This is a genomic window from Rheinheimera sp. (assembly GCF_037442345.1).
GTDB lineage: Bacteria > Pseudomonadota > Gammaproteobacteria > Enterobacterales > Alteromonadaceae > Pararheinheimera.
The window spans coordinates 61,932-83,579 of sequence record NZ_JBBIQL010000016.1 but is presented as its reverse complement, the minus strand read 5'-3'; the positions used below and the strand labels follow the sequence as shown (position 1 = coordinate 83,579).

The following is a 21,648-nucleotide window of genomic DNA, read 5'->3' as shown; positions in this document are numbered from 1 at the left end:
GGATCCGATGGTCACACCTCGGATCTTACCAGCAGGCATTCACGGCATCGGCACTGCCAGATCCATTGGCGGTTTTTACGCCGGCCTGGTTGTAACTAAAAGAGGTGCAGCTGTCATTGGCCTGCTGGCCCTGGGCAGAGGCGGTGAGGGTAAAGGTGCGGCTGTCCAGGTTGCTCAGTTCAAAGCTGAATTTGGCTGCAAGGTCGCGGCTGCACTGCAAGTCTGGCAAGGTGGTGTCTTCGCCATTATTGCTGGCATAGGTCAGGTTGGCGCTGTACACCTGCTCCATAAACTGCGCCTGTTCCAGCAGGCAGGCCGTCACCGCCGCCCGCCCGCCCCGTAACACATAGTCGGTGTAGCTGGGGTAAGCAATGGCGGCCAGCATGCCCACTATAGTGATAGCCACCAGCAGTTCGATCAGGGAAAACCCCGTTATTGTTCTACTTCGCGCCATGACATGCGGCCCCTTCGCAGTTGTGTATTGACGTCCAGATTCACCACATTGGTGTCGGCCAACCCAACTGCCATCTGGTTTTCAAAAAATAACGGCTCGGTTGGCATGCTGTCAAAACGTAAACCAGACAGCACCCAGACCTCTTCCCCCTGCTCCACACCGTCCTCATCGGTAAATTCAGCGTCGTCGGTAAAATCAAAAAAATGAATCTTCAGCCGGCTGCCACTGAAAGGGTCCACGGTCATGACATACCCATCACCTTGTGGATTGCACAAATTGTTGTCCGGAATAATGCTGGTAACCACCAACGCATCCCCAATCAGCCTGGGCGACGCCACAATACGTTCCCTGTCCTCAGGTAAATCCATATACCAGCCACGCAACCCGGCCATGTCATTGGCTCCGGCCGCGGACACCAGCCGGGCGGCAGCACCGGACGAATGCATCACATTCGTCAGGCTGCGCTCTTTCAGCTGATTGCGGCCCGACACGACCACAGCGTCCATAATGCCGTACCAGCTTTGTTCGCTGTCCAGTTGCGGGTCCTGTTCTTCCAGATAACGTCCCGTGCCAAAAAAAGCCCACAGCTGGCCGGTTTCAGGTTCTGTCGCCAGCACCACCCCACCAGTAATTGGCTGGGCATTGTTCTGACTGTCGCGTGCTCTGAACAGCGGCTGGCCACTGTAGGCCACTGACCACTGCGCCGGGTTCGCGGCTGACAAATCAAATTTCCACAGATTCCCCTGCAAATCACCGGCAAAAAACCAGTCGGTATTGCCATTGCGATCATAGTCCCAGCCTTCCACTGCCCCTAAGCCGTTATCTCCCGTGGTGTTGGCTTCCAGCGCATTCACCAGGGGCTCGCCTGTTGCAAGGTCCAGTACCAGCAGCCCGACTTTACCGCTGCTGCTGTTGTAGCCATAGCCCGCCACCAAAGCCCAGCTGCCGTTGTTTAACCGGGTGATCACCGCCTTGCTGGTACTGATACCCAACTGAGGAAAGCTCTTATCCCAAAGCAATTTTGAACCGTCAAAATCGTCCGGATCTGTCACATCCAGAGCAAACAAATGCGCCCCACCGCGGCCGGTAGACCCAATCAGTAGGGTGCGCCACTGGCCGTTGATATAGACATCCGCGGTGACCGATGTGCCATCGACATAATAATCTTTGCGTACCACACCGCTGACATTGGGTTCACTCAGCTGCTTCAGGCTGGCGTCAGCTGTCAGCATTGCACGTGGTACATAGGCAAAAAGTTCAGTACCGCTGTCGGCCGAAAAGGCATGCAACATACCATCGTTAGCGCCAACATAAATCACCGGGCTGCGGTTGCGCTGTGCTGTCACAAAGGCCCGGTAACTGCTGGCTTCGGGCCAGCTGTACTGATGGTAGTTGTAGTTGACGGCAGCCCCGACATACACGGGGGACGAGTTGGCGATGTCACCCAGGGGCGTACTGCGGTTGCGGAAGTTGCCGCCGTTTTGTTGCTCATTGCTGCGGTCACCTTTCAGATAATCCAGCACCAGACTGCTGCCAAGTGCCGTTTGCTGACCGCCGGCACCTGAGCTCAGATTGCCCCAGGTAAATTCAGCCGCTGTGGTTTCGGTCTGCCCGAAATAAATGTGCCGTTCTGTCCAGTCCGGCAGTTGCTCAGCCGCGCTCCAGACATAAGAGGTGGTGTCGTCGATATTAAAGTTGACTAAATCACCACTCCAGTCACCGCTGTTAAAGCGGCCCTGATAGACATGCTGTTCGGCCTGCAACGAGGTGGTGGTGCCCGCCAGGTTGGAGCCGGACGCCACTCTGGCGATAATGGCTGACAAGGTGTTGGACAAACCGGCGGCAAAAGTGTCCGGGTCGGCCGCACTGAAAAAACCACCCCTGCTGTTCACAGCCGCATGCAGTAAGTCATCAATTTTGGCTGGCTGAGAATTCAGCGGGTTTGGCCAGGCAATGCTGCTGGCAGCCCCTATCGCATTAAAGGCAGTGGCACTGCTGATGGTGCCTTCGACGCCCAACCCAACGCCGAATGTCACCATATGCTGCCAAAAGGCCGGATTTACCGGGCTGGTTGGCACCAGGTTATCCAGATCGGTACGCAAATCCCGTTTCCAGTAATACATCGCCACATCCGCCAGCGTATTGCTGTAACTGTCGGAAAAAGGCCCGGCCACGCTGTAGGTATAAGACTGACCTCCTGGCTTGGTGATGGTCTGGTTATTGCTGGTACTGCCGTCATTGTTGCTGCGCGCCGCCGAGGTCTCCGCCTGTGAGGCCGAGTCTTCACTCCAATAACCATCTGTCATCAGAATGCTGTAGCTTTGCCGGCACATAATATGGTCGGCACTGTCATTACTGCCCGGCGTTTTGCCCCAGGGCCCGGCATTGTCAGTGCGGGAAAAATACTGACCGGCATTGTTCAGCGCTTTACGCAGCGGCGTGCCCTGATAATCATAAACCCGCTCGTACAATTGCTGATAAAAAGCGCTGCGATCTGCACCGGTAAAGTTACGGACCCCGGAGACCAGCGTGCCCATACTGACCCCATCCACAGTGGAACTGCCTTTGTTGATGGCGCCAAAGCCAACCCGCAAAGCGGCCGTCTGGGTAGAAAAAGCCCGGCCTATGCCGGCCTGAGCCGCCAGCAAACGAGAGCGGTAGTAGGTGTACCAGTTGGCAAAGTTCTGAATTTCTTCCGCATAAGAACACACACCTGCACTGCAATCTGTGCGGTTTTCCCGCCCTTCGCCGGAATAACTGGCGGTGCCAGCTGTGATATCCACCCGCGTATAGTTGGTGTAAGTGAATAAACTGCCTCCGGTATGGCGGTAATAAACCGCAGGATAAAAGCTGCGGCTGCCACTGCTATTCTGGCAATTGGTTTTACTGGTTGCACTGATAGTGCAGTAACGCCAGGTCACATTTTGACTTTGGGTTACCGTTAAATTGCGACTGCCCAACGAGGTGCGCACCGGGTGATGATAAGCCGCCGTCGGGCTGGACTGAGGGTAAGAGCTGCCATCGGCTTTAATCCATGGTCTGTAGGTGATGGCCGGATTGTAGTAGGACTTGTTCAGGCTGAACGAGCGCATCGCCCGCGCGTATAAGGCTTCGTTATTATTGGCGGCATTGTAAGTCCCATTGTCACTTTCATCCCGGAACGACACCACCACATTGCTGGTGTCGTCCGCCCCATAGATACCGTCCGCTCTGGGATACAGGTAATAAGGGTTATCTGTATACAAATCTGGTGTGATTTCCCAGTGCATCGAACCCGAATCATCGATCAGAAACAGAATATTGGGTTCCACTGAACTGCCGGTCTGCAAGGGTGGCGAGGTTAAATCCAGCGCCGCCCAGACCGGCAACACCTGAGCGCACAGGCTCAGCAGCGCCATGTTTAGCTTTGAACCCCGGTTTGAGCCTGCAGACATGGTTCCCCCTCTTAGCGCCTGAACAGACTTTGCAAGGTGACGGCCGAACGCCCTGCACTGCTGACGGAACGCGCCGTGATGCGAAAGGTTGGCGACAGACAGCCAACCGAAATCCGGTCTTTGCTGGCCACATTGGCGCAATCCGGAGGATGCGGCCAGTCACCCAGATACTCAATCAGGTACTGTGCCGGCTCACCAACCCCGGCAGCTGGCAGCGTGGCATCTATCCACACCGATTCCGCATCCAGCCAGCGCTCTGTGGCCCCGGGCACCGCCAAATCATAAATACCGGCGTTATCAATCAAGGCCACAGGGTCAGGCACTGTAAGACGTTGTTCAGCTTCCAGCAAAGCCGCTTCCACCTGCTGGCTGGTACTGATCTGGTCGTACAGGTTGGCCGTAATTTTTTCCTGAATGATGCCACTTTGCATGCTGGAGGTCGCCACCAGAGTGATCGCCAGCAGCAGTAACAACACCACCACCAATGCCACTCCCCGCTGCTGAATGCTCCTGTTCATCGGTTTAGCCTCTGTTGCGCAAATGAACGCTGTAAGACAAGGTCCGGCTGGCCGCTGCCAGCTCGCTTTCCATGCCCGGCGGAGACTGCAACACCAGACTGACCCGCACCGCCAGCACGTCGGCCCAGTCTGCTACCGAATCAGCATCCTGCCAGATCTGATTCGGCCCGCTGATAAACGCCAGTTGAAAATCCTCAACGCCATACACCACCTCTTCTGCCTCCGCGTTGTTCAGCACCCGGTACAAAGACAAGGCCTGGCCGTCGGCGCTGTCGGCGACATACCAGCTGACCGAATCCAGCCGCATCAGCACTGCATTGGTGGAGAACTGCCGCACAGTGCCGGTTGCACCGTCACAAAGCAGGGGAAACCCCAAACCCGAAGTGCAATTGGCCGCGCCCAGCTGATGCAGTACTGTGTCGTCGGCCACAGCGCTGGCGACAAAAATACTGCTCAGGGTCTCGTCACAGAGCAGCAGCAAATCGCCCGCTGCAAAACCAACGCTGGTATTGAGCTGCACCGAAGTTGCTGCGGTGTCGTGGTTTAACACGGCATAACTGCGACCCGCTGCAAACATCAGCCGGATGGCATCCATGGCTTCGTTTGGCGTTACACCGTTAAAAGCCGGAGCCGGCTGTTCAAAGCCTTCAATACCGTCATTCCAGACGGCCCAGTTCTGCCCGGCAACAGCGTCCTGTGCCACATTCACTAGCCTTACTGAATTGCCACACCCCGAATACCCCGCACGCCGGATGTCCTGCGCCAACAAACTGTAGCCAGAACGGGTCGCTTCATTCAGCACTGTCAGTTGCTGATTTAACCTGGCGGTTTTATCGGCTGACAAATAGACATTGAGGGTGACTCCGGTGACAAACAACCCCAGCACCAGGGCGACCATCAGTTCAGTCAGGGTAAAACCTGAAGCTTTTCTGTTCATGGCCGCACCTGCACAACGACGGCCTGCTCCGCAGTCAGCCGTTCATCGGACCAGGCCAACGCAATGGTATAAAAGCCCGTTGCCGCATCCCAACTCAACTCAGGGCATAAGGCAGAAGCCGACGCCTGTTGCAGCTGCGCTGTCCAATCCGCCAACAAGTCCTGCTCGCAATCACCGGCATAAGCGCCGGTTCTGGCCCGTGTTGCGTCGGCCCGGAGCAGTTCAGCCAACGAATTGACCGCAAGCAGCACATGGGTTTTCTGCTGCGCACTCTGGTTCAGTCGCACTGAGCTGCTTTGCAGCGCCACCACCCCAAGTACCCCAGCCGCCAGCACCAGCATCGCCACCAACACCTCCACCAGGGCCACCCCTGCACAGCTCCGGTTCTGCATCAGGAGCCTCCGCACTGGGTCAGGCTGATTTCGGTCCGGCCAGCCGACCACAGACGTAACAAACGGCCCGGGCCGTCCTGCTCAGGACACAATTCAAACTGGTCATTTAATGGCTGATTGGCCGAAGTGCGAAAAAACCCCTGCGGGTTAAACCTCAACTGCGGCTGGGCAAAAGAAACGGTTGCGTTGTCACTGAAGTGCCCAGCCCTCAGCACAGCAGGCGGGTCGGCCAAATCAACCACCACAAAGCCTTGCCATTGCCCGGCCTGGCCTGAGCAGGCGGTCAGCTCGGCGTTGGCATTGCACAACACCAGTGTCTGATTCTGTTTAATGGCTTCTGAGCGTCCAAGCTGCACCGCAGAAAGCAACAAATTGGTATCACTGCTGACACGATTACGCGCCAGCAAATCATTAAAAGCCGGCACCACCAGAGCCAGCAACACCAATGCCACTGTCACTGCCACCATCAGTTCAAGCAAACTAAACCCATGAACCTGACGACTCAAAACTCCCTCCAGTTCATCACTCTTAGGTATCCACTTGATCCCAGACTTAACTGTAGCAACAAAAAAACTGTCAGCAACCATAGGTCTCTGGTCGCAAAAACCCAGAGAAACCATTGATAACTATTCGTATCCGCACTACTATCTAACGCCTTTTTTCTGCATATGGTCTGTGGTGATGTTCAAGCTGAAGCAACGTTTCTGGTTTTTATTACATGGCTGGTTGTCATTGCCTGTCTGGCTGATCTTCTGTGCTGTGTGTCTGACCGGAACCATTGCTGTGTTCAGCCATGAACTGACCTGGCTGACCAACCCAAACGCCAGAGCGGAAAACCCGCAGCACTTGCCAGCCAAAGCGGCGCCTGAACTGATCAGCGCCGTCCAACAGAAAGTGCCGGACGCCGAAGTCAGCACCGTGATGGTGATGGAGCCTTACCTGGTCAACGCCGTGCTGTTTTCCAGCAAAGGCATGCCGCCTGGAGTGGCTTATGTAAACCAATACAGCGGTGAAGTGCAGGAGCTGAACTATGGTCTGAACTTCATCAGCTTTATGCGCGCCCTGCACGGCTGGTTATTGTTTCCCTGGCAGGCCAGTTACAGTGTGGGTTATTACCTGGTCTGTGCTATGGCAGTGGTGATGTTGGGTGCTTTAATCACTGGTCTGGTGATTTATAAAAATTTCTGGCGCGCTTTTACTGCACCAAAAATCCGCCTTGATCAGGGCCGCAAAACCCTGCTGACTGATTTGCACCGGCTGGCCGGTGTCTGGTCTGTCTGGTTTTTACTGCTGATGAGCCTGACCGGTTTGTGGTACCTGGTGCAGGCCATTTTGTGGCACAACGGCGTCGCCTTTTACAAAGAAGCCCCCATGCTGACACAGCAGCAGCTGCCTGCTGCCGGACAACAACAGTCACGCATCAGCCTGGAAGACGCCTTACAAAGCGCGCAGAAAGAATTTCCGCAACTGAAACCGGCTTATATTGGCATGCCGGAACATCATCGGGACGTCTATAAAATCTCCGGCTCCGGGGATTCTGTGTTTTTTGATCAGTATTCCTGGTCCGTGTATGTCAGCCCCTGGACAGGTGAAGTGCTGGACAAATACAGTCCGGAGCAGATGACCGGCTTGCAGACAGTGATGCATATCGCCGACCCGCTGCACTATGGCACCCTGGGCGGCATCTGGACCAAAGCCATTTGGTTTCTGTTTGGGCTGATTTTATCCGGCATGTCGATCACCGGTTTTATGATTTGGGGCAGCCGTACCGTGCGGGCCGCCCGCCGTAGCAACGAAGCACAAGCCACAACTGAAGAGGTATTGTCCTGATGGCTCAACGTGACAACAGCTGGTGGCAACGCCATAAGTTTAAACTCAATGGTCTGGTGCTTATTCTGCCATTCTGGTTTTTGTATGAATCCATGAACATGACCTTTCCGGCGGCTTTGCCCCAGCAGCAGGTGGGCCCTTTTACCGTCACCCCGTCACCTCTGAGCAATGACGCGCCGTATCAGCACGACGGCGACTGGGTGAAAGATTTTATGCTGCAGTTTTGTGACGGTTGTGTGCCGAAGATCCGTCAGGCCTATATGACCATTGCCACAGAGCAGCCAAGCCTGGACCAGTTTGCCGACGCGCACCTTGGCATTTTGCATGGCGATAACCATATGCAGCATGTGCATGCTTTAGTGCAGTCCCCCACCGCCAGCAATCAAAAGCTGTGGTTGCTGATAGAAGACTGGCAAGGCCAGCAGCATATTGCCAGCTGGGATTTTTCGTTACCTCAGTCCTAAGCACGGGTCCCTGAGCCAGCTTTCAGTGGCTGGCTCTTTTTCCTGTAAAAAAATTTTCGTTCTGCTGTCGATTTTCATCAGCCCCAACCGACTAAGCTCTGAATCATCACTGAAACAGGAGCACCAAGATGTCGGCCACCCATCCGGTTTATGCGTTACAACAAGCCTGGGCTTTAGCGGTCAAACGCCAGGACTTGCCACAAATACAGAGTTTTTACCCTGCAGAGTTCCGCGCGTTTGACGCAATAAAGCAGTTGCAATTCAATGCCAGTGACTACTTTGTGCACTGGCAGCAATGCATGGAATTTTGCCCCGGCCACAGCCACTTTGACCTGCATCAGGTACAACTGCACAGCAGCGGCGAACTGGCTCTGGTGACAGCACTGGTGTATTGCGCCGGCAGCGACGAGCAGGGCAACAGCCAGGGCTGCTGGATGCGACTGAGCCAGGGCTGGCAACTGCAGCAGAACAACTGGCGTATTATTCACGACCATTTTTCAGTGCCATTTGATATGGTAACCACTCAGGTGCTGTTCCAACTGAGCCCCGAACAAGGAGAGCCTGTATGAAATACCTCTGTCTGGTCTACAGCAATGAAGAGTTGCTGCACAGCCTGCCGGAAAGCCCGAAGGACAGTGAATGCATGGCGTATGCCCAGTCGGTGCAGCACAGTGGCCGTATGCTGGCAGCCGAAGCACTGCAAAGCGTGACCACAGCCACCACGGTGCGGGTACGGCAAGGCCAGCTGCTGCTGACCGACGGTCCTTTTGCCGAAACCAAAGAGCAGCTGGCCGGTTTTTATCTGGTCGAAGCGCGGGATCTCAATGAAGCCATCACACTGGCTGCTGGTATTCCTGCCGCCCGGGTGGGGTCAGTCGAAGTCCGGCCTGTCCGGCAACTGGAGGTTTAACATGCGTTTTATGTTACTGATGATCCCCAAAGGTTATGAAAGCGCCGAAGCCGGTGCCATGCCCACCGCAGCGCAGGTGGACGCCATGATGGCCTTTAACCGCCAGCTGTCTGAAGCCGGCGTACTGCTGGATTTAAACGGCCTGCATCCGCCCGCTGTTGGCGCCCGCGTCAGCTTTGCCAGCGGCACCCCTGTGGTTACAGACGGCCCATTTACCGAAACCAAAGAAGTGCTGGGCGGTTACTGGATGCTGAACGTCAGGAGCCGGCAGGAAGCCATTGACTGGGCCTGCCGCTGCCCGGCGTCAGCCAATGAGATCATTGAGATCCGTCAGGTGCAGGAACTGGAAGATTTTCCGCCTGACATTCAGCAAATTGCCGCCGACTTCCCGGATCTGCAGGCACAATGACCCCGGCCCACGCTGAAATAGCCCGACTGTATCAACAGCATCAGCGGGCCGTGCTGGCCACGCTGATCCGTCTGTTGGGTGATTTTGATCAGGCTGAAGACGCCTGCCACGAAGCCTTTATCGCCGCACTGGCTCAGTGGCCGGAACATGGCTTGCCCACCAATCCACGCGCCTGGCTGGTCAGTGCCGGACGTTTTAAAGCCATCGACAAATGGCGGCACCAGCAGCATGAACAGAGCATGGCCGAATTACCACAGCTGGCCAGCGAGCCCCAGGACACGGACAGTTCGTGGCTGACCGACGACGAGCTTCGGCTGGTGTTTACCTGCTGCCACCCGGCGCTGGCCATTGAAGCCAGGCTGGCACTGACACTGCGGGAGATCTGTGGTTTAACCACTGAACAGGTGGCACGGGCTTTTTTGCAAAGCCCGGTTACCATTGCCCAGCGCATAGTGCGCGCCAAACAAAAGATCCGAAATGCCGCTATTCCTTATCAGGTGCCATCGGATCAGCAACTGCCGGAACGGCTGGACGCAGTGCTCAAAGTGATCTACCTGCTGTTTAACGAAGGTTATCACCAAAGCAGCGGTGAACAGCTGCTGTCGTGCGAGCTGACAGTGCAGGCGATCCGGCTGGCGGAGCAACTGCTGCCGCTGTTTCCTGATGCGGAAGTCAAAGGTTTGCTGGCGCTGATGTGGCTGCAGCAGAGCCGTAGCAAAGCCAGGCTGGACCCAGAGGGCGAGGTGGTGCTGCTGGCTGAACAAGACCGGGCTCTGTGGGACCAACGGCTGATCACCCAAGGCATCCGGTTGACCGAACAGGCGTTGCAGTCCGGCCGAGTTGGTCCTTATGCGCTGCAGGCGGCCATAGCGGCTGTGCATGCCGAAAGCCCGACAGCGGCAGACACCGACTGGGCTCAGATCATTGGTCTCTATGATCTGCTGTTGCGTTTGCAACCCAGCGCCGTCGTCGCGTTAAACCGGGCTGTGGCATTCGGCCAACTGCATGGTGCTGCCGCCGCACTGACTCTGTTGCTCCCTCTGCAGCAGGAACTGGCGGCGTACCATTTGTATTATGTTGCGTTGGCAGACTGCTACAAAAAGCAGCAGCAGTGGTCTTTGGCGACTGACGCCTTGCAGCAGGCGCTGCAACTTTGTCAGCTGGAACCGGAACGCCGTCTGTTGCAACGCCAGTTGCAGCAGATGTCACCGCACTGACAAAGCAGTCGCGGCACAGTACACTCTGCATACTAAGAGAACACAGGCAGACACTGATGACCCACGAACTGCAGGATCCGACACTGCTGAAACACAGTAGCTTTATTCAAGGCCAGTTTGCCCAGGCCAGCTCGGGCCACTTTGCCGTGCATAACCCGGCCGACGGCAGCCTGGTGGCTTTGGTGGCCCAGGTCAGCAGCATTCAGGTGCAGCAGGCCATTGGTGCAGCAACCCAGGCCTTTGCGCTCTGGAGCCAAAGCCCGGCTATTCAACGCGCCGGTGTACTGCGCCGCTGGCAGGCACTGATGCTGCAACATCAACAGGACCTGGCCCTGCTGCTGACGTTGGAACAAGGCAAGGCTCTGGCCGAAGCCAAAGCGGAAATTGCTTATGGGGCCTCCTATGTCAGCTGGTTTGCCGACGAGGCCCTGCGGATGAATGGTGCTGTTTTGCCTGCCCTGCAGCCAGGCCAACAAATTCTGGTCTTAAAAGAGCCTGTTGGCGTCGTCGGTGCCATCACCCCCTGGAACTTCCCGAATGCCATGATTTTGCGCAAAGCCGCAGCGGCCTTAGCTGCGGGCTGCAGTTTTATCGTCAAACCTTCTGAGCTGACCCCTTTGTCTGCATTGGCACTGGCCGAACTGGCGCAACGGGCAGGGTTGCCGCCAGGGGTGTTTCAGGTGCTGACTGGCACAGAAGCCGCCATGATAGGACAGCACCTGACAGAGGATCACCGCATTGCCAAATTCAGCTTTACCGGTTCCACCGCAGTGGGCAAATTGCTGCTGGCGCAATGCGCCGGCACCGTCAAAAAAGTCTCGATGGAACTGGGCGGCAATGCCCCTTTTATCGTGTTTGACGATGCCGATCTGGATGCAGCAGTGACAGGCCTGATGGCGGCTAAATTCCGCAACGCCGGCCAGACCTGTGTCTGTGTCAACCGGGTGTTGGTGCACAGCGCTGTGTACGAAAACTTTCTGGCTAAACTGGTCAAAGCCACGGCAGCTCTGGTGCTGGCGCCAGGGCTGGACCCCAACTGCCAGTTGGGCCCGCTGATCAACCAGGCCGCTGTCGATAAAATTCACCGCCTGCTGGACGATGCGCTGGAGCATGGTGCCGAGCTGTTATTGGGCGGTACCATAGACGCCGATTTAGGGCCTTTGTTTTTTCAGCCGACTATCCTGACGGATGTCACGCCAGAAATGGCGATCAGCCACAGCGAAATTTTTGGCCCTGTGCTGGCACTGACGGTGTTTGATAAGGAAGAGGAAGCGATAGAACTGGCCAATGCCAGCCCGACCGGATTAGCCGGATACTTTTACAGCCAGTCCGTCGCCCGGGTGTTTCGGGTAGCCAAAGCCTTGCAGCTGGGTATGGTAGGCGTGAATGAAGGCCTGATCTCCAACGCCGCCGCTCCTTTTGGCGGTGTCAAAGAATCAGGCCTGGGCCGGGAGGGTTCCGTCTATGGGCTTGACGATTATTGCGAACTCAAATACCTCTGCATCGGCAGTCTGAGCTAACGGAATACATCCGTCAGTACGTCAGCGACAATCAGGGTTGCCACCGAAACCAACACCAGATCCGTGCCCAGCAATTGCCATTCATAGCCAGGGTGAACAGGCAACCGGTCCAGAAACCCCACTGGGGCCGCCCGCTGTTGCAGGCCGGACGGTAAGGGTTTGCCTTTACGCAGTTTGTTGCGGCTCCCCGGAGCTAAAGGTTTTTCACCCGTTAACTGGTATTCAAGCGCCAGCTGGCGGGCTTCATTGACGGATATTCCTGCCCCAACCAGAGTCGGGCTGTACCCCTGATGCGGCGAACCTGCTGGTCCCTTGGTTTTACTCTGGCCAGCGGGCAACGCCGGATCCGCGACGGCAGTACCGCCCAGCATCGGGACTATCAGCAGAGTCCAGAGTTTGATTCTGTGATTCATGCAGTTTCTCGTCTGTGCAGATTCAGAGGAGAGCATAAGCCCCTGTTACTGAACCTGACCTGACTCTGTGGTATTTTCTGTGCTGCCGGCTGTCGGCTGCACAGCGTTTGCCGCAGGGGGTTTCACCGCGTCCTGTGCAGCTTTTTGTGCCAGCACCACAGGGAAAAACAGCTGCAGTGGGTTTTGCCTGGCCTGTTCCAGCACGGACTTCAGCAAGGCGGGAATGCGGCTCAGACGGCTGCCGCGTGCCCGCAGCGCCACCGCCAGCGCCAGCGTAAAGCTGACCCATAAATTGACAAAACCAATCAACAATACCAGCAACAGATGAAACACAAAACTCAGCACCGATAAATCGCCACTGACGGCACTGTATCCCAGATTCGCCGACGCAAAAGCCACATGACGGATATCCAGCGGCAAACCGGTCAGATACCCCAGGTACCCTGTCATACCCAACAAAATACCGAAAAAGAAATTACCCGCCAAAGCGCCATAATGCTGGTGCATATAAGCAGCAAATCGTTTACGTGAGCGCTCAGGCAAAATTTGTTTCAGGCCCGGATGCTGATACAAACGGACCCGTAAATCCAGGTAATTGGCCCTGTTTTCAAAAAAACCGGCAATCAGGCCCGAACAAAACAACCAGACCCCGGCAATGGCCGCAAAAAACAACGACCCCGCCAAAGGGGACAGCGCCTTGAGCTGATAAGCAACCTGCCCGGCGCTCAGTAACGGAGCATCCTGCCACCACCAGACCAGCGCTGCTATGCTGCTGGCCGTCAACACAGCTATGGTGACATTGCCCCAGACTGCCGCCCACTGTGAGCGGTTCACATCAATCAGCAAGCCTGCCAGTTTCTTGTGTGCTGCCCGGCCGTTTTCACCCCGTTCCACCTGCGAGGCAAAACTGGCCGCCGTCATGGCCGGTTGTTTGGTGGCCACGGTAAAACCCAGCATATGAATAAGCACAAACCCCAAAGCGTAATTCAGGCTGACCAGCAGCGCATTGGCAAAAGGAGCCAACCCCTGGCTTTCAATAAGGATCTTATGCAGCGCCATCAACGCGATAATGACACCAGCCCCGGCAGCCGATCGGACAAGATGAAAAAACTGCGCCTTGCTGCGGGCAATGTAATGCTCGCCATGGCTACTTTTATTGACCGTGATGCTTTTGGATAACATCTGACTGCTGCTGCGCCACAAGGCCGACACCGAGTTTTTTTCAATGCCGGCTGTCACCAAAGTTCGCAGGACCAGAAACAGCTTTTGCTGCCAAAGTTCAGGCTCGGGCTCCCGCCAGACCGCCACCAGCAGTTCAATCCGGTCCAGGGTCTGTTCCAGCCGCTCCAACAAATGTGCCACAGACACGGAACTGCCGACACCAGCACCCCGCCGGCGCAACCGCTCCACCTGATCGCGGCATTGGCGCAACATCACATCAAAATGCGCCAGGTCATAACAGGGCTGCTCCGGGTCATCCAACTGACGTTTGCCTTGTTCGACAAACAGTGTCATTTCACGGTGCAAGGCAATAAAAGGAGAATCGATACTGATCAGACGTTTGTCCATCCGCATCAGATCCGGTTCAATTTCTTCAGCCGCCACCCAAATCCCCAGCATTTCCAGAGCGTACAGCGTTTCTTCGCGGCAATGCAGTTCCAGAGCGCGCATCACCTCAGGCGGGCAATAGGAGGCGAGATCCAGCAGGACCTGCATCAGCTCGTCGGCTCCCCCCCGCTCCAGCCAGTCTTCGTGGTCACTCGACTTAAACAGCTGCACCAGCACATCTTTCAAATCGGCGTAATCTTTCGGTGCCGGGTTGATTTTTTCATAGAAACGCGCCGCCATTTCGCGGAAAAACCCCCGACGGGAAAAGATCCCCAGACTGACCAGCGCCGGGTACAGGTGCATCTGGCCTATCCATTGAAACAATAATGCAGCCAAGGAAGCCGCATGTTTGGGGTTAGCGGTCATCGCCTCAGCGAACTTGTGGGCCCGGCTTTTCTGTTCAAAACCAAAATGCTGTGCGCTCAGCCAATGCACCAGCTGGCCTGCCACCAACTGGCCGTCCGTTTGTCCGGCCAGACTGCGCAGCAGACTGACGGCACTTGATGTTGTCATAGAGAATCCTCTTCACTGCGTCGAACCGGCAAGGGCAGAAACAGGTTCGTTCTGATAGGGCACCATGCCGGATAAGAGAGCAAAAGCACAGCAGAGTTCCACGATCTGCCGCAGATAGCCGATGAAACCGACTGTCTGCGGCAATGCTTTAGTGGCGGGTGGTTTTCAGGTATTGAAACAATTCTGTCGCGGGCATGGCCTGGGCATACAAAAAGCCCTGCCCTTCTTCACAACCCATAGCAGCCATCAGTTGCTGTTGCTCTGCCGTTTCAATGCCTTCAGCAATAGTGGCCAGCCCCAGCTTTTGTCCCAGATGCACTATGGTTTCGGCAATCAGAGACCCATTGGTGCCTTTAAAGTCTTTAATAAAAGCCCGGTCAATTTTAATCCGATCCAGCGGCAGTTGCTGCAGGTAACTCAGTGACGAAAAGCCGATACCAAAATCATCAATCGCCACTTTCACGCCAAAGGCTTTCAACTGCTCCAGCGCCGCTATCACAGCTTTCGGATCGTCCATTACCACAGACTCCGTAATTTCCAGTTCCAGCCGGGCCGGGTCCACCTGATAGTGCTCAATGCAGTCAATCACCGACTGCACAAAACGGTGATGGCGGAACTGTGGCATCGACACATTGACCGCAATACGAACCCCGGTATGACCGGCATGGGTCAGTTGTTGCAACATCTGACAGGCTTGCTGCAGCACCCAGTCGCCGATTTCGATAATCAGGCCCGAGTACTCAGCCAATGGAATAAAAGTGGCCGGAGAAACAAAACCACCTTCAGCCTGAGGCCAGCGCAGCAGGGCTTCCAGACCTATCACTTCATTGCTTTTCAGACAGACCTGCGGCTGATACCACAGCTGCAGTTTGTTGCGCTGAAAATCAGAACGCAGGCTGCGCAGCATCACCAGCCGCTCCATCATCATGGTTTCCATCTGCGCGTCGTAATACTCGAAATTCTGCGCCAGATGTTTCTTCGCTCTGTTCAGCGCTATATACACCTGCTTCAGAATACTGATGCCTTGTTTGGCGCTGTCTTTCAGACGGCAAAAACCAAAAGTCGCATTCACCTGCAACGCATGTTCAGAGCACTGAAACGGCATTTCAAAAATACCGTTCAGGCTTTCCGGATTCAGTGCCGACTGCGGACCAATTAAACCAAACACATCCGCACCAATACGGCCTATCTGGGCGATTTCGCCAAATTGCGCCACCAGACGGTGAGTCACGGCCACCAGCAGCTCATTGCCAATTTCCTGGCCCAGCCCATCGTTGACGTCGGAGAAGTGATCAATATCCACCAGCACCGCCACTGTCTGCTCAGGATCCAGCCGCCGGGTGTCCTGCAACAACACAGTAAACTCATTGCGATTCGGTGTTTTCGTCAGAGGGTCGATATAAGCCGCGTGCTTGAGCTGTTGAAACAGGGTGACATTTTCATAGCCAATGGAAATATTACTTAAAAACACTTCAATCAGCTGACGGTCAAAATCCTCGACCGGTCTGTTGGTTTCCAGATACACAGCGGCCGCATGTTCAGAATTTCCCAGATACAGCACTGTGTCCCTGTCGGTGAAAATATGCCGGCGCTGCTCCAGACACTGGGTGATTTGCTGAATAATACGTTCGTTATTCAGCCGCTCCAGCCGGCATTTGATAAAAGGCGCGTAGTTGCCTGCTGCACCCAGCACATAAATAGTGTCGCTGGCGCTGCCGTCGTCTTCAATCTGCGCGCAAAGTACACCTTCCGCATGCAGGCCAATCAGCGATGAAATCTGGGTGACCACCCCTTCGGAAAACTCGTGCAGCGAATGTTGCTCCAACAGGTTGGCACCGGCATTGATAATTTTCTGTAACCCAAGCCGGTTTTGGTTGATGGTGCGGATTTGCTGGTAAGAACGGATAGAAGCAATGATGGTGGTCACCAGCTTGTTGCGGGTCAGCTCAGTTTTGGTTTTGTAATCATTGATATCGTATTCTTTGATCACACTTTCTTCAGGTGCATAACCAGGCTGCCCGGTGCGCAGCACAATACGCACTTCATCCAGCTTCAACTGTTCACGGATTTGCTGGACCACCTGCAGGCCGGCGTTGTCGGACTCCATCACAACGTCCAGCAGAATCACGGCAATATTGGGATTGCTTTTAAGAAAGGCCAGCGCTTCTTTGCCGGAATACACGTGATGAAAAACCAGCTTGCGGTCCAAAACCAGCAAATCAGATAAAGCCAGTTTGGTAACGGTATGAATTTCTTCATCATCATCGACAATCAGCAGGTGCCACTCTCCGCTGTGTAATGACTCTGGCGCTGCTTCCTGCTCTTCTTCTGCCAGAAACAGGAACTCTTCCTCTGACGCTTTTGACACCATGTTCCGACCTTTTACTACTCTGTCCAGGGGGAAATCCGGTCTGCTATGAAAACGCGTTGGTTTCTCTGATAAACCTTAGCTTATTCCGCCCCGCCCAGCATCCTTTGCAGTTTTTTTACCCAATCAGCTTACACTATACCCTCAGGCAAAAAAAGCAATTCATTTTGTTAAAGTTCACTTAAATCATGCAGTTAACATTTCAATATCATGACGACAAAAAGAGCGTGTTATGGTAACGCGGATAAGGTCCCTAACAAGCGGCAACGCAGTGGAGTCAAACCGGATGCAGCGCATTCAGTCAGGTCGGGGTTTTGAGCGTTTGCAACGGCTGGTCCGCCAGCAACTGGGGCATGAGCTGGCGACCGATCAGAGCAAACCTCAGAGCCAGGTAACAGCCGCCAACACTCCTGCAGAATTCAGCCAGCGCCACCAGCAGCTGGCCAGCCGCTCCGGCGCTGAACTGGACATCCAGACCGGGTACCAGCAGTTAAGTCTGCTGCAACGGGCACAGCGGCGGGAACGTATGCACAAAGAGCGGCAACAGGCCAATCTGGAACAGGTGATGCGACTGACGCAGGATTATTGCCCTGAGCATGTGGCCAGCTTAGAGGTAGACCCGGACTGGTTTCAGCAATACTGCGAACTGGTGCTGAATATATCGAACCCCACGATGCAGCAGCTGTGGGCCAAAATCCTGGCCGGTGAAATAGCCCAGCCCGGCAGTTTTTCGCTGCGCACCTTATTTTTATTGCATCAGATGAGTTACAAAGAAGCACTGGCCTTACAAAGAGCCGCCAGCCTGACCTGCAGGGTGCGGCAGCAGGACAGCGGCCATATTTATTTTGGTTATCTGCGCAGCCCCTCGGTCTGGCAATTTTTAACAGGGCGTAGCAAAGCTGTGCTGAACCTGAGCCAGTTTGGCCTGACCTACCCGCAAATTCTGAGCCTGACCGAACTGAATTTATTACACCCCAGTGAAATTGAAAGTGGCGCTCTGGACCCGGCCACCCCACTGAACCTCTGGTATCACCAGCAACAGCTGCAGGTCAAAGCCAAAGTGCCGGGTCTGGTGCTGCAGTACTACAAGTTTACGCCGATGGGGACTGAACTGCTGCCCTTGCTGAGCAGTCAGCCTAACAGCGCTTACCTGCAGACACTCAAACAACTGCTGAGCCCTGTCCTGCTGATTGAATGAAAGTGCGGTTGAGTCAGGCCAGCTGAGCTGCGGCTTTGCAGCGCTGCAGCAAGTCAACAATTTTCGGCAGGTCCAGGGGTTTTATCACCACATCGTCCATGCCAGCGGCCAGAAAACTTTCGCGTTCCGCTGGCAGCGCATGGGCGGTAAACGCCAGGATCAGGCTGTGCTGGTGATGAGGGAGCTGCCGGATTTGTTGGGCGACGGCAGTGCCCTGCATATCCGGTAACTGAATATCCAGCAGGATCATCTGATAATGATTGGTTTTTGCCAGCTGCACTGCTTGTTGCCCTGTAGTCGCGGTATCCAGCTTCAGCGCCTGGCGCGCCAGCAAGGCCTGTACAAAAGCCAGATTGGTCTCATTATCATCCACCAGCAAAATACGGGGTTGTTGCTGGGGTTGTTTGGGTAACTGCAGTACTGGCAGGATCTGCAAAGGCCGGCTCAGCACGGGGCAACTTAACTGCGAGCGCCACCAGCTGTGCTGTTCCGGCGAGGCAAAAGCAATGACAGGGCAATCCAGCTGTTGCAACAGTTGCTGATACTCGTCGCTCTGCAGCTGGTCAGGCAATTGCAGCACCACCAGGTCCAGCAAACGCAGCTTACGTTCCAGCAGCAATTCTGCCGGCCCCTGCACCTGAAACACCTGTTCAGCCACCGCAGACAAGGCAGGTTTGATTAAGGCGCTGCGGGCAGGTTGTGCATCCAGATAAGCGAGCGCCTGTTTCACCGCAGACGGCTGACTCCACACTTTATGCAGTGGAATTTCCAACACCAGCGAACAGCCCAATTCCTCCAGGCACGATAAACGCACCTTATAGCCAGCCTGTCGGATCAGCTGCTGCACCAGATACTGTGCTGGCAACAAATCCTGTTGATTGTCCGGCGCCGACAGAAACTGCAACGCTGTGCTGCGTCCGGCAAAGTCCCATTGCAACAACAGACTGCTGTCCTGGAAATTCTGCAGATAACAGTGCCAGGTCAGGGGTTGGTCACGCATACCGCTGCAAATCAGTTGAATAATGGCGCGGCAGGTCCAGGTCAGCGCCTGCAGGTCCAGTTCAAATCCGTTCTGATGCAAAGCCGGGTCTTCCACCAGCACCAGCTCAACACCGGCCGGGCCAAGGTACTGCTGCCATTCAGTGTTTTCCTGCTGCAGCCAGACCCCGGGTTGCCAGTGTTCAGGCGCGGCGTCGGTGCAACGCAGCTGCCACTGCATTTGCCAGAATTCCAGTTGTTTTTTTAACTCTGTTTCCGTCAGCGGCCACAGCAGACGCAGCTGCTGCTGCCATTGCTGCTGCACAGTCTGCGCCTGCAATTGTTGCTGCTGACATTGGGTCAGCTGCGCCGACAATGCGGCACAGCGCTGTTGCAGTTGGTCAAATTGTTCTTTGCTCGGTTCGGCCAGCAGCAGGCGTTCAGCCACCTGACCTTTCAGGCTGTGATGGGTCCAGTTCAGTTCAGTCAGCGCATTCTGCAGTTCAGTCCACAGCGCGTCCCCTGACACAGCCGGAGCAGGGCGCTGCAGCAACAGGTGCAGTTCTCTGTTCAGATCCATCATCATACGGTGCTGTTCAACCCGGTATTTGCGAACCCATAACGCCAGTGCGGCAGCAGTCAGCAATAATGCCACCAGCCAGTAGGCGCTTTGATGATACCAACTGGCATGCAGCTGCAAAGGTGCAATCTGCAGTGCTACATACCCTAAAACGTCCCCTTCGGCTTTGGCGGTATCAGGCGCAAAAAACACCATGCTGGCCGGACTGACCAGCACTGCAGACCACAACAAATCAGAGCCATCCGGCAGCGCCTGGCGCCCTGTCATATTCTTTGAAATCGCCCAGTCTACAGTCGCACTGTAGCCCTGACTGGCAGCAAACAACTGGCCGGAGGCATCAAACACCAGAATGGATTTAAGTGGTAAGGTACTGGCAAAGCTGGACGCCAGCAGGTTGGCTTTGATTTGTTCGGCCGCGCCTTTCACCAGCAAAGGCTCCACCATCAGGGCCAGGCTGGTCAGCAATTGCTGTTCGGCTTCACTGCGGCTGCGTTCCTGCTGCTGCCATTGGCTATGCCAGCTCAATAACCCAGCCAGGCCAATCAGCAACAGCGCAAATAAAAGGGTCAGCAGTAAAGCACGGAGTTTCATCAATAAATTCTGCCCGAATCAATTCAGCAGCCACTATAGGGCGGACCTGAATGCAGAACAACAGGAATTCTGCATTCAGCCAGAGCCAGGCTTAAAAATGCAGCTGAACGCCGGCAAAAGCCCCGTCAAACGTCAGGTCGGCGTCCAGGTCATCCACATCATCCAACTGCAACTTGCTGCGTTTAAAGCCTGCCTGAAACTGCAGATCGAACGCCGGCACATCCACCAGCTCATAGGACAAACCGTATTTGATATCCGACAGCGAGCTGCCGTCATAGCTGGCGTAATTGGCTTCGGCAAACAAAGTCACGCCTGTGCCGAGCAAACCAAAGCTGCCGTAGCTGTATAGCATAGGCACTACAGCCGACACAGTCTGACGGGCACTCTGACCATTTTGAAGGCTGACCACACTCAGTTCGCCGTCGATGTACTTGGCGGTCACACCCAGATCAAAAGCAAACAGCTCGTTGTCGAGCAACTCGTAATAAAAGGTGGCGTCTATATTGCTCAGGTCGGCGTCCTGCATCACAGTGCTGGCCACATCAAACTGCTGGCCGTCAAACACAAAAGTGCGGTTCAGCACTGTGCTGCCGCCCGACTTCAGGTTGTTGTATTGCAAACGGATATTGGGCATCAGTGGCACCGGGTGCTCAATTTTCAGCATAAAACTGCCCAGATCCTTGTCAGCAAAATTGAAATCCTGCTGAGCGCCTGGCTGACCAAAGCCACCTTTGACATCCGCCTGCATATAATCTGCACCCAAATAGACACCTGCCACCGTATCGGCCCAAACCAACGGAGACATCAGCGCCGCAGTGCAAAGCCAGGCCTTTATTGGAAATTTCATTGTGAGATCCTTGTTCTTTTATTCAATTCGTCAGGGAGTTATTGCGCCAGCGCAACCACATCCGCCTGGTGTTCCGTGCTGCTGCCATCACTGAACTGAAAACTCAGTGCCACTTTGTCACCGGCCTTCAGTGCAGTTTTGGCGTTAAACAGCATTAAATGCAGGCCGCCGGGCTGAAAGGTTACAGTCCCGCCCGCTGGCACCTCCACCTGCTGCAGTTGCTGCATTTTCATCATGCCGTCCTGGTGCACATGCTCGTGCAGCTCAATCTCGGCAAAAGCCGGGCTGGTCACACCGGTCAGCACTACCGCTGTTTTTCCGGTGTTTTCCAACGTCAGATAACCGGCCGTCATACTGCGGCCAGGCAACAGCTCGCGTACTTTGACCTCGCTCAGCTGAACACTGGCTGAGAACGCAGCGGCAGAAAACAACGAAAGCAGCGCCATCAGGCTTAATTTGTTCATCAC

General features: G+C 55.2%; 20 protein-coding genes. 8 read left to right on the top strand and 12 right to left on the bottom strand.

The annotated features are described in order from the left end of the window. Positions 1–25 precede the first annotated feature (25 nt). The 6 genes from WKJ04_RS11475 to WKJ04_RS11450 are packed head-to-tail and all read right to left on the bottom strand — an operon-like array spanning position 26 to position 6,241. Entirely contained in the window at positions 26–454 is a 429-nt protein-coding gene (locus tag WKJ04_RS11475; RefSeq protein WP_337880545.1) for a type IV pilin protein, read from the bottom strand. Further along, positions 433–3,888, bottom strand: coding sequence for a PilC/PilY family type IV pilus protein (locus WKJ04_RS11470; protein ID WP_337880544.1), 3,456 nt, complete (start codon positions 3,886–3,888; stop codon positions 433–435). Before WKJ04_RS11470 ends, WKJ04_RS11475 begins: the two co-directional genes overlap by 22 nt. A gap of 11 nt (positions 3,889–3,899) precedes the next feature. Further along, positions 3,900–4,406 carry a pilus assembly protein gene (locus WKJ04_RS11465; protein ID WP_337880543.1) on the bottom strand — a complete coding sequence of 169 codons (507 nt, stop codon included), beginning with the start codon at positions 4,404–4,406 and terminating at the stop codon, positions 3,900–3,902. A gap of 4 nt (positions 4,407–4,410) precedes the next feature. Then, positions 4,411–5,343, bottom strand: coding sequence for a prepilin-type N-terminal cleavage/methylation domain-containing protein (locus WKJ04_RS11460; RefSeq protein ID WP_337880542.1), 933 nt, complete (start codon positions 5,341–5,343; stop codon positions 4,411–4,413). After that, complete coding sequence (gene pilV, locus WKJ04_RS11455) at positions 5,340–5,735, bottom strand: type IV pilus modification protein PilV (protein WP_337842231.1); 396 nt, start codon at positions 5,733–5,735, stop codon at positions 5,340–5,342. The genes WKJ04_RS11460 and pilV overlap by 4 nt, the downstream gene beginning before the upstream one ends. Then, positions 5,735–6,241 (bottom strand): GspH/FimT family pseudopilin, encoded by a 507-nt coding sequence (locus WKJ04_RS11450; RefSeq protein ID WP_337842232.1) that lies wholly within the window; start codon positions 6,239–6,241, stop codon positions 5,735–5,737. Before WKJ04_RS11450 ends, pilV begins: the two co-directional genes overlap by 1 nt. Before the next feature lie 175 nt (positions 6,242–6,416). On the opposite strand from WKJ04_RS11450, the gene WKJ04_RS11445 reads away from it, so the two are divergent. The 7 genes from WKJ04_RS11445 to WKJ04_RS11415 all read left to right on the top strand — a co-directional run bounded on the left by WKJ04_RS11445 (position 6,417) and on the right by WKJ04_RS11415 (position 12,085). Then, positions 6,417–7,565, top strand: a complete 1,149-nt coding sequence (locus WKJ04_RS11445) for a PepSY-associated TM helix domain-containing protein (RefSeq protein ID WP_337880541.1) — start codon at positions 6,417–6,419, stop codon at positions 7,563–7,565. Continuing rightward, complete coding sequence (locus WKJ04_RS11440) at positions 7,565–8,029, top strand: hypothetical protein (RefSeq protein WP_337880540.1); 465 nt, start codon at positions 7,565–7,567, stop codon at positions 8,027–8,029. The genes WKJ04_RS11445 and WKJ04_RS11440 overlap by 1 nt, the downstream gene beginning before the upstream one ends. A 128-nt stretch (positions 8,030–8,157) precedes the next feature. Then, positions 8,158–8,598, top strand: coding sequence for a nuclear transport factor 2 family protein (locus WKJ04_RS11435; protein WP_337880539.1), 441 nt, complete (start codon positions 8,158–8,160; stop codon positions 8,596–8,598). After that, entirely contained in the window at positions 8,595–8,939 is a 345-nt protein-coding gene (locus WKJ04_RS11430; protein ID WP_337880538.1) for a YciI family protein, read from the top strand. The genes WKJ04_RS11435 and WKJ04_RS11430 overlap by 4 nt, the downstream gene beginning before the upstream one ends. Before the next feature lies 1 nt (position 8,940). Then, positions 8,941–9,348 carry a YciI family protein gene (locus WKJ04_RS11425; protein WP_337880537.1) on the top strand — a complete coding sequence of 136 codons (408 nt, stop codon included), beginning with the start codon at positions 8,941–8,943 and terminating at the stop codon, positions 9,346–9,348. Further along, positions 9,345–10,565, top strand: coding sequence for a sigma-70 family RNA polymerase sigma factor (locus WKJ04_RS11420; protein WP_337880536.1), 1,221 nt, complete (start codon positions 9,345–9,347; stop codon positions 10,563–10,565). The genes WKJ04_RS11425 and WKJ04_RS11420 overlap by 4 nt, the downstream gene beginning before the upstream one ends. Before the next feature lie 56 nt (positions 10,566–10,621). Further along, positions 10,622–12,085 (top strand): NAD-dependent succinate-semialdehyde dehydrogenase, encoded by a 1,464-nt coding sequence (locus WKJ04_RS11415; RefSeq protein WP_337880535.1) that lies wholly within the window; start codon positions 10,622–10,624, stop codon positions 12,083–12,085. Here WKJ04_RS11415 and WKJ04_RS11410 read toward each other — a convergent pair. The 3 genes from WKJ04_RS11410 to WKJ04_RS11400 form a co-directional block, all read right to left on the bottom strand. Beyond that, on the bottom strand, positions 12,082–12,498 hold the full coding sequence (locus WKJ04_RS11410) for an anti-virulence regulator CigR family protein (RefSeq protein WP_337880534.1): 417 nt from the start codon (positions 12,496–12,498) through the stop codon (positions 12,082–12,084). The two genes, WKJ04_RS11415 and WKJ04_RS11410, sit on opposite strands and share 4 nt — an antisense overlap. Positions 12,499–12,543: 45 nt before the next feature. Next, positions 12,544–14,619 carry a site-specific recombinase gene (locus WKJ04_RS11405; protein ID WP_337880533.1) on the bottom strand — a complete coding sequence of 692 codons (2,076 nt, stop codon included), beginning with the start codon at positions 14,617–14,619 and terminating at the stop codon, positions 12,544–12,546. Between the two features lie 148 nt (positions 14,620–14,767). After that, positions 14,768–16,990: an EAL domain-containing protein gene (locus WKJ04_RS11400; RefSeq protein WP_337880532.1), complete on the bottom strand. Its 2,223-nt coding sequence runs from the start codon at positions 16,988–16,990 to the stop codon at positions 14,768–14,770. A gap of 283 nt (positions 16,991–17,273) precedes the next feature. On the opposite strand from WKJ04_RS11400, the gene WKJ04_RS11395 reads away from it, so the two are divergent. After that, positions 17,274–18,185 carry a TIGR03899 family protein gene (locus WKJ04_RS11395; protein ID WP_337880531.1) on the top strand — a complete coding sequence of 304 codons (912 nt, stop codon included), beginning with the start codon at positions 17,274–17,276 and terminating at the stop codon, positions 18,183–18,185. Between the two features lie 13 nt (positions 18,186–18,198). Here WKJ04_RS11395 and WKJ04_RS11390 read toward each other — a convergent pair whose 3' ends face one another. The 3 genes from WKJ04_RS11390 to WKJ04_RS11380 all read right to left on the bottom strand — a co-directional run bounded on the left by WKJ04_RS11390 (position 18,199) and on the right by WKJ04_RS11380 (position 21,645). Next, on the bottom strand, positions 18,199–20,334 hold the full coding sequence (locus tag WKJ04_RS11390) for a response regulator (protein WP_337880530.1): 2,136 nt from the start codon (positions 20,332–20,334) through the stop codon (positions 18,199–18,201). A 91-nt stretch (positions 20,335–20,425) separates the two neighbouring features. Beyond that, entirely contained in the window at positions 20,426–21,181 is a 756-nt protein-coding gene (locus WKJ04_RS11385; protein WP_337880529.1) for a TIGR04219 family outer membrane beta-barrel protein, read from the bottom strand. 38 nt (positions 21,182–21,219) lie between these two features. Further along, entirely contained in the window at positions 21,220–21,645 is a 426-nt protein-coding gene (locus WKJ04_RS11380) for a copper chaperone PCu(A)C (protein ID WP_337880528.1), read from the bottom strand. Positions 21,646–21,648: the final 3 nt, after the last annotated feature.